The organism is Nocardioides sp. NPDC006303 (assembly GCF_040613175.1).
GTDB lineage: Bacteria > Actinomycetota > Actinomycetes > Propionibacteriales > Nocardioidaceae > Nocardioides.
Genome location: NZ_JBEXRR010000077.1, coordinates 1 through 6,009 on the forward strand (window position 1 = coordinate 1; position 6,009 = coordinate 6,009).

At 69.8% G+C, this 6,009-nt stretch carries 6 protein-coding genes; 2 read left to right on the forward strand and 4 right to left on the reverse strand.

All coding sequences use genetic code 11. The annotated features are described in order from the left end of the window. Positions 1 to 169: 169 nt before the first annotated feature. Positions 170 to 1,849 (reverse strand): DUF885 domain-containing protein, encoded by a 1,680-nt coding sequence (locus tag ABZY89_RS29280; RefSeq protein ID WP_355232687.1) that lies wholly within the window; start codon positions 1,847 to 1,849, stop codon positions 170 to 172. Positions 1,850 to 1,960: 111 nt separating this feature from the next. Here ABZY89_RS29280 and ABZY89_RS29285 point away from each other — a divergent pair, with 111 nt between their 5' ends. Together ABZY89_RS29285 and ABZY89_RS29290 are read left to right on the forward strand one after the other, a co-directional pair. Further along, positions 1,961 to 2,500 (forward strand): SigE family RNA polymerase sigma factor, encoded by a 540-nt coding sequence (locus tag ABZY89_RS29285; protein WP_355232688.1) that lies wholly within the window; start codon positions 1,961 to 1,963, stop codon positions 2,498 to 2,500. Next, positions 2,493 to 3,785 (forward strand): hypothetical protein, encoded by a 1,293-nt coding sequence (locus ABZY89_RS29290; protein ID WP_355232689.1) that lies wholly within the window; start codon positions 2,493 to 2,495, stop codon positions 3,783 to 3,785. Before ABZY89_RS29285 ends, ABZY89_RS29290 begins: the two co-directional genes overlap by 8 nt. Here the strand turns inward: ABZY89_RS29290 and ABZY89_RS29295 are convergent. The 3 genes from ABZY89_RS29295 to ABZY89_RS29305 all read right to left on the reverse strand — a co-directional run. Further along, positions 3,752 to 5,098, reverse strand: coding sequence for a glycosyltransferase 87 family protein (locus tag ABZY89_RS29295; protein ID WP_355232690.1), 1,347 nt, complete (start codon positions 5,096 to 5,098; stop codon positions 3,752 to 3,754). The genes ABZY89_RS29290 and ABZY89_RS29295 overlap by 34 nt on opposite strands. A gap of 27 nt (positions 5,099 to 5,125) precedes the next feature. Then, positions 5,126 to 5,365: an acyl-CoA carboxylase subunit epsilon gene (locus ABZY89_RS29300; RefSeq protein ID WP_355232691.1), complete on the reverse strand. Its 240-nt coding sequence runs from the start codon at positions 5,363 to 5,365 to the stop codon at positions 5,126 to 5,128. Further along, positions 5,362 to 6,009 (reverse strand): carboxyl transferase domain-containing protein (locus tag ABZY89_RS29305; protein WP_355232692.1); only part of this gene is annotated, 648 nt, incomplete at its 5' end. The genes ABZY89_RS29300 and ABZY89_RS29305, both read right to left, overlap by 4 nt.

The following is a 6,009-nucleotide window of genomic DNA, read 5'->3' on the forward strand; positions in this document are numbered from 1 at the left end:
CCGCGAAGCGGCCGGCGAAGCCGGCGCCCGAAGGGCGTCCTTGACGCCGGTCCAGATCGAGAGACCCTCAAAGAACGGGTCGGCGGCCCAGACCAACCCCGTGGAAACAGCAGCGCAGACGAAGCAGCACCCCGCGTACGACCAAAATCTTCTGACCAACCCCGCAGCGCTACAGCCGCCCGAGCGCCGCCCGAAGAGGATCGAGGCCGAGCGAGCCGAGGTCGAGCGCCGCGCGGTGGAAGGCCTTCATGTCGAACGCGGCCCCGGCGCGGGCTCGCGCGTCCTCCCGAGCCTGGAGCCAGATCCGCTCCCCGACCTTGTAGGACGGGGCCTGGCCCGGCCAGCCGAGGTAGCGGGCGACCTCGAAGTCGAGGAAGGCGTCCTCCATCAGGCAGTGCTGTCCGATGAACTCTCGGCCGAGCTCGGGCGTCCACACCTCGCCGGGGTGGAAGCCGAACGGGTTGTCCTCCGGGATCTTCAGCTCCAGGTGCATGCCGATGTCGATGATCACCCGCGCGGCCCGGAAGGACTGGCCGTCGAGCATGCCGAGACGGTCACCGGGGTCGCCCAGGTAGCCGAGATCGTCCATGAGGCGCTCGGCATAGAGCGCCCAGCCCTCGCCGTGGCCCGAGACCCAGCACATCAGCCGCTGCCAGCGGTTGAGCAGCTCGGCGCGGTAGGCGGTCTGGGCGACCTGGAGGTGATGGCCCGGCACGCCCTCGTGGTAGACCGTGGTCAGTTCGCGCCAGGTGCCGAACGAGGTGACCGACTCGGGCACCGACCACCACATCCGGCCGGGCCGGGAGAAGTCCTCGGAGGGGCCGGTGTAGTAGATCCCGCCGTCGGTGGTCGGCGCGATCATGCACTCGATCCGCCGGACCGGCTCGGGGATGTCGAAGTGCACGTCGGCCAGCTCCGCGATGGCGCGGTCGGCGGCGGTCTGCATCCACTCCTTGAGCGCGGCGGTCGAGGTCAGCTGCCGCGCGGGGTCCTTGTCGAGATGGGCGGCCGCCTCGACGACGCTCGATCCCGGCAGGATCCGGTCGGCGGTGGTCTCCATGTCGTCGGAGAGTCGCTTGAGCTCCTCCCAACCCCAGGCGTACGTCTCCTCCAGGTCGATCTCGGCGCCGAGGTAGCGCCGGGAGGAGAGTTGGTAGTGGTCGCGCCCGACGGCCTCCTTCGGCAGCCCGTTGGGGACCAGGTCGGCGGCCATGAAGCGCCCGAACTCGGCGAACGCCTCGTTGGCCTTCGCCGCCGAGGCCTCGAGCTCGGCGCGCAGGGCGGCGGGAACGGCGTCGGGGGCACGTGAGACCAGACCGGTGAAGAAGTCGCCGGCGCCCTTCTGCCCGGTCCAGCTCAGGATCTGGTCGGCGACCTTCTCGTACTGAGCCGTCGCCGAGACCCGGCCGGCCGCGGCCTCCTCCCGAAGGGTCGCGGTGTAGCCCGCGACCGCGTCAGGCATCCCGGCCAGCCGGGCGCCGATCGCGGCCCAGTCGTCCTCGGTGCCCGTCGGCATCAAGTCGAAGACCTCGCGCAGGTTGTGGATGCCGCTGGTGATGACGGAGACGAACTTCCGGTCCAGCTGCGCGTCGGCGAACTCGATGTCGAGCCCGACCCGCTCCAGGAACGCATCCTTGGCGACCTGCTCACGCTCGTCGACCGGCTTGATCGCGGCCACGTCGGCGTAGGCCGCACGGTTGAGCTCCTCCACCGCCTGCATCCCGTCGGGGGAGAGGTCGGGGAGCTCCGCGTCGTGGCCGGCGACACCGACGTACGTCGCGGTCAGCGGGTCGAGGGAGCAGAGCTCCTCGACATAGCGGTCGGTACGGGCGTCTACTTCACGGGTCACCCGGCCAACCTTAGGACCGGGACGTCTTGGGGCAACTCAATTCCGCTTTACACGCAACGAACACGACAGACTTCGCGTAGGAGGGGTGTGAACGTGCCAGAGGAGGTGTCCGTGGATGCCGAAGAGCAGGAGAGGGATCCGGACTTCGGGGCCTGGGTGGCCTCGAGGGGGCCCGCGCTACAGCGGTTCGCCTATCTGGTGACCGGCAACAACTCCGACGCTCCTGACCTGGTGCAGGACGCCCTCGCCCGTGCGCTGCCGCGGTGGGAGTCGCTGGCGGCGTCCGGGACGGCGGAGGCGTACGTGAAGAGGAGCATCGTCAACGGGTCGATCAGCGGCTGGCGCAAGCGGCGCCGGCTGGTGCTGGTCGAGGACGTCGAGCCGATGGCGACCAGCCATGAGCCCGGCCCCGAGGAGCGAGACGCGGACGAGGCGTGGGAGTTGGTGCAGACGCTCCCGTCCAACCAGCGAGCGGCGGTGGTCCTCCGGTTCTACGAGGACCTGTCTTTCGCGCAGATAGCGACGGTGCTCGACTGCGCCGAGGCGACCGCCCGCTCACATGTGCACCGAGCGCTGGCCAAGCTGCGGCAGCGGTTGAACGAGCAAGACTCTGTTGATCGGAGAGGGAACGAGGGGGTTGACAATGAGTGACTTCGAGCGCGAGGAGCGGGCCTTCCGGGCCGCCCTGGCCCGTGCGGCCGACGGTTTCGAGCCGCGGGAGCTCGCGATCCCCGGGGCCTCTGAAGAGGCTGGACCGGCTGACCTGTCCGACCAGACCGAGAAGGACGAGGAGAAAGCACCCGCACGCCGGAAGGCGCCCTGGATCCTGGCCGCTGCCGCCGCGGTGCTGGCCGTCGTCGGCCTGGGTGGCGTGGTGGCCAACCTGCAGCCAAGCGGCAGCGGTGGCGAGAGCACGGCCGCGAGCGACGCCTCCGGCGCCGAGGACCGTTCCGGCAACGCACCCAAGGCGCTCGGTGCCGACGAGGCGGCCCCGGAAGGCACCTACGTCGAGCGCGGCCGCACCGACCTGCCCGCGCCCGCGGACGGGAACCGCTGGGCGGTCCGCTACGACATCGCCTTCCAGGTGCCCGAGGAGTGGGCCGATGCCACGGCGCCGGCGCTGCCGGAGTGCATCGCGAAGCCGGGCGACCAGTGGGACACCGTGCCGCGGACTCCCTATGTCGCGAACATCACCAACCAGCCGGTGCCGAGTATCGCCTGCAACGAGACCGAGGACCGTGACTTCCCGCCGCAGTTCGGCAAGGTGCCCTTCGCGCTGTGGCAGCCCTACGTTCTGATCGAGAAGCCGGGCAAGGGCGCCAGCCTTCAGACCGGATCCTGGGAGCACGAGGGCTGGCTGCTGACCCGGGTCCAGGTCGGGGATGACGCGTACGCCACGATCCTCACCGGTCCGGGAGACGAGCGGGTCAACCAAGAGATCAAGGGTTCTCTGAGGACCGTGGCGAAGGATCCCTTCGGCTGCGAGACCGCTTCGCCGCTGGCCGAGGGCGACCCGGTGCGGCCGAAGACCGACCCGGCGACCTCGCCGCTGGAGGGCGATGCCCCGGAGTCGATCGCGATCTGCCGGTACGAGCCGTCCTCGGCGTCGCTGACCGGGTCGCGAGAGATCACCGGCTCCGACGCCGCCGGTCTCATCGAGGCGATCCGCAGCGCGCCGGCCCGCTCAGGGCCCAACACGCCGCAGAACTGTGCCGCCGGGCAGCCGGTCACGGCGTACGTCATCCTGCGGATCTTCCGCGACGGAGGCGAGCCCGGGGAGGTCTTCGTGAACTACGAGAACTGCGACGACCACGGGTTCTATGACGGGGTCACCGTGCACGAGCTCACCGCGGCGGCCTGTCGGCCGGTGTTCGCCGAGGAGCCGGTCACGATCTACTCGGCTCAGGGCGACGTCGCCAAGGTCTGCCTCTCCTGACCTTCGGTTGCTGGCCGCCCCCGCTCGGGGAGGGCGGCCAGCAACCGAGTAGTGCGCCACGCGGCGTAGAGGAAGAGAAGCACCAGCAGGCCGTTGCGCCAGGCCAGCACCTCGGTGATCCACGGTGAGCCGATGTCGTTGAAGGTGAGCATGTAGCCGTACATCCGCGGGAAGATCTCGTGGGTCAGCAGCGTCGCCACGACCAGCACGACCGACCAGATCCCGAGCTGCCGGCGAGCCCGGCCGCGGAGCAGGACCAGCCCGGCGGAGGCGGCGGGGAGCAGCCAGAGCATGTACTGCGGGCTGAGCACCTTGTTGGTCACCAGGAACGCGGCCACCGTCGCGAGCACCAGCCACACGATCGTCTCCTCGGTCCTCTCTCCACGGGGGAGGCGACGCCAGGCGAGCACCCACCAGACGATGACGAGCGCCCCGGCGACCACGGAGGCGACCGTCGCCGCGAGGAGCAGCACCTCGACCAGCGGCCCGCTGATGTCGTACGCCTTCCACTCGGTGTAGTCGATGGCGTAGCCGCTCTCCGGACCGCCGTGTCCCCACTCGTACATCGCCGGGGTCGCGAAGACCGACTCGATCTGCAGACCACGCTCGCCCTGGTAGTTCAGCGGTGTCCAGAGCCGGTCCCAGCCACCGAGGACGAGGCTCAGACCGGCCAGCGCGATGCCGGTGCCGGCGACGGTCAGGATGACTCCGCGGCGCGTGGTGCGATTCGCGGCGAGGGCCGGGATGACCAGGATCGGCCAGTACTTCGCGCCGGTCGCGAACGCCGCGAACGCCGCAGCCACCTTCGGTCTCCTGGCCGCGTAGAGCACCGCCAGGCCGACCATGATCCCGGGGAAGAGGTCGAAGCGGGCGTACGCCGTCGCGCCCAGCGCCGGGACGGCGACCAGCCACAACGCCTCCGCGGCGGAGATCCCGAACCTCGGGTGCGTCCCGCGGCGGTTGCGGACGAGCAGCACCATGAAGAGCAGATCGGTCAGCGCCGCCATCGCGAGCACGGCAATGATGTAGGCCTCGCCGCCCAGGTTGAGCAGGCCGATCGCTGCGTACGGGATCCAGAGCAGCAGCAGCGCCGGCACCGGATACTCGACCAGCGTTCCCGCGACCCCGTCTGTAGCCAGTGCGTCGAGACTGTCGCGGTAGTAGTTCACGTCGCCCACCACGCCCCACTCCGCACCCCACCAGGAGAACGAGCCCTCCGCTGCGGCCGGGAAGCCGTAGAGGATCACCACCCATCCCCGGGTCACCAGCCATGCCAGGGTGACCAGGAGATATCGCCGAGAGAACGTGATCACGGAGCGATCATGACATTGCGGTCCTCGTCAGTGAGGCAGGCCGCTTGCGCGCCAGGCGCCGGGGCCGGGGTGGAGTGGGGTACGCAGCTGCGGGGTGGCCCACAGGGAGCGCTCCTTCTTCTTCGGCGCCTCGCCCGCCGATCCCAGGGCTGCGAAGACGGCCACGATCGCGGCGATCTCTTCGGGGGTGGCGTTGTGGTCGATGACCTTGAGCAGGGGCTTCTGCTCGGCTGTCGGCTCGTTGGTCGGGTGCTCGGGCGCGGTCACAGCGGGATGTTCCCGTGCTTCTTCGCGGGCAGCGTCTCGCGTTTGGTGCGGAGCAGACGCAGTGCGCGGGTGACCTCGGCGCGGGTCTCGTGCGGGGGGATAACCGCGTCGATGTAGCCGCGTTCGGCGGCGATGTAGGGGTTGGCCAGGGTGGTCTCGTACTCATCGATCAGCTGGGCGCGTTTGGCCTCGACCTGGTCGGTGGTGGCGCCGGAGGCTTCCATGTCGGCCAGGGTGCGGCGGTGGATGATGTTGGCCGCGCCTTGGGCGCCCATGACCGCGATCTGGGCGGTGGGCCAGGCCAGGTTGATGTCGGCGCCGAGGTGTTTGGAGCCCATCACGTCATAGGCCCCGCCGTAGGCCTTGCGGGTGATGATGGTGACCAGGGGGACGGTGGCCTCGGCGTAGGCGTAGATCAGCTTCGCGCCGCGGCGGATGATGCCGTTGTGTTCTTGGTCGGTGCCAGGCAAGAACCCGGGGACGTCGACGAAGGTGATCACCGGGACGTTGAAGGCGTCGCAGGTGCGCACGAAGCGGGCGGCCTTCTCGGAGGCGTCGATGTCGAGGCAGCCGGCGAACTGCATCGGCTGGTTGGCCACGATCCCGACCGGTCGGCCCTCGATCCGGGCATAGCCGATGATGAT

What these genes read in the sequence shown, in the direction of transcription:
- ABZY89_RS29290 (WP_355232689.1), top strand. Translation starts at nt 2,493, where the DNA reads ATGAGTGACTTCGAGCGCGAGGAGCGGGCCTTCCGGGCCGCCCTGGCC.